This is a genomic window from Priestia sp. P5 (assembly GCF_029522155.1).
GTDB lineage: Bacteria > Bacillota > Bacilli > Bacillales > Bacillaceae_H > Priestia > Priestia megaterium_E.
In genome coordinates this window covers 1-619 of record NZ_JAKWFJ010000024.1, presented here as the reverse complement: position 1 = coordinate 619, position 619 = coordinate 1, and the positions used below count along the sequence as shown (strand labels likewise).

Below are 619 nucleotides of genomic sequence, written 5' to 3'. Positions count from 1 at the left end.
ATATAATATGTCTGGTGGCGATAGCGAAGAGGTCACACCCGTTCCCATACCGAACACGGAAGTTAAGCTCTTTAGCGCCAATGGTAGTTGGGACTTTGTCCCTGTGAGAGTAGGACGTTGCCAGGCTTATATATCGGAGGATTAGCTCAGCTGGGAGAGCACCTGCCTTACAAGCAGGGGGTCGGCGGTTCGATCCCGTCATCCTCCACCATTTGCCGGTGTAGCTCAACTGGTAGAGCAACTGACTTGTAATCAGTAGGTTGGGGGTTCAAGTCCTCTTGCCGGCACCAGTTTTTTCGAGCCATTAGCTCAGTTGGTAGAGCATCTGACTTTTAATCAGAGGGTCGAAGGTTCGAGTCCTTCATGGCTCACCATTTATATTCACACGCGGGTGTGGCGGAATTGGCAGACGCGCTAGACTTAGGATCTAGTGTCTTACGACGTGGGGGTTCAAGTCCCTTCACCCGCATCTTTCATTAATTTCATATATGTGCGGAAGTAGTTCAGTGGTAGAACACCACCTTGCCAAGGTGGGGGTCGCGAGTTCGAACCTCGTCTTCCGCTCCACATATATAAGTCCTGCCGGGGTGGTGGAATTGGCAGACACACAGGACTTAAA

The 619-nt window shown here is 51.1% G+C and carries 5 tRNA genes and 1 rRNA gene; all 6 read left to right on the top strand.

Annotation, left to right across the window (positions count from 1 at the left end):
- Nucleotides 1-10 precede the first annotated feature (10 nt).
- The 6 genes from rrf (at nucleotide 11) to MMB69_RS27195 (ending at nucleotide 567) form a co-directional block, all read left to right on the top strand.
- Nucleotides 11-126, top strand: a 5S ribosomal RNA gene (rrf, locus tag MMB69_RS27220).
- A 9-nt stretch (nucleotides 127-135) separates the two neighbouring features.
- Nucleotides 136-211, top strand: a tRNA-Val gene (locus MMB69_RS27215).
- Between the two features lie 3 nt (nucleotides 212-214).
- Nucleotides 215-290, top strand: a tRNA-Thr gene (locus MMB69_RS27210).
- 8 nt (nucleotides 291-298) lie between these two features.
- Nucleotides 299-374 (top strand) — tRNA-Lys (locus tag MMB69_RS27205).
- A gap of 13 nt (nucleotides 375-387) precedes the next feature.
- Nucleotides 388-469 (top strand) — tRNA-Leu (locus tag MMB69_RS27200).
- A 23-nt stretch (nucleotides 470-492) separates the two neighbouring features.
- Nucleotides 493-567 (top strand) — tRNA-Gly (locus MMB69_RS27195).
- The last annotated feature ends 52 nt before the right edge of the window (nucleotides 568-619 follow it).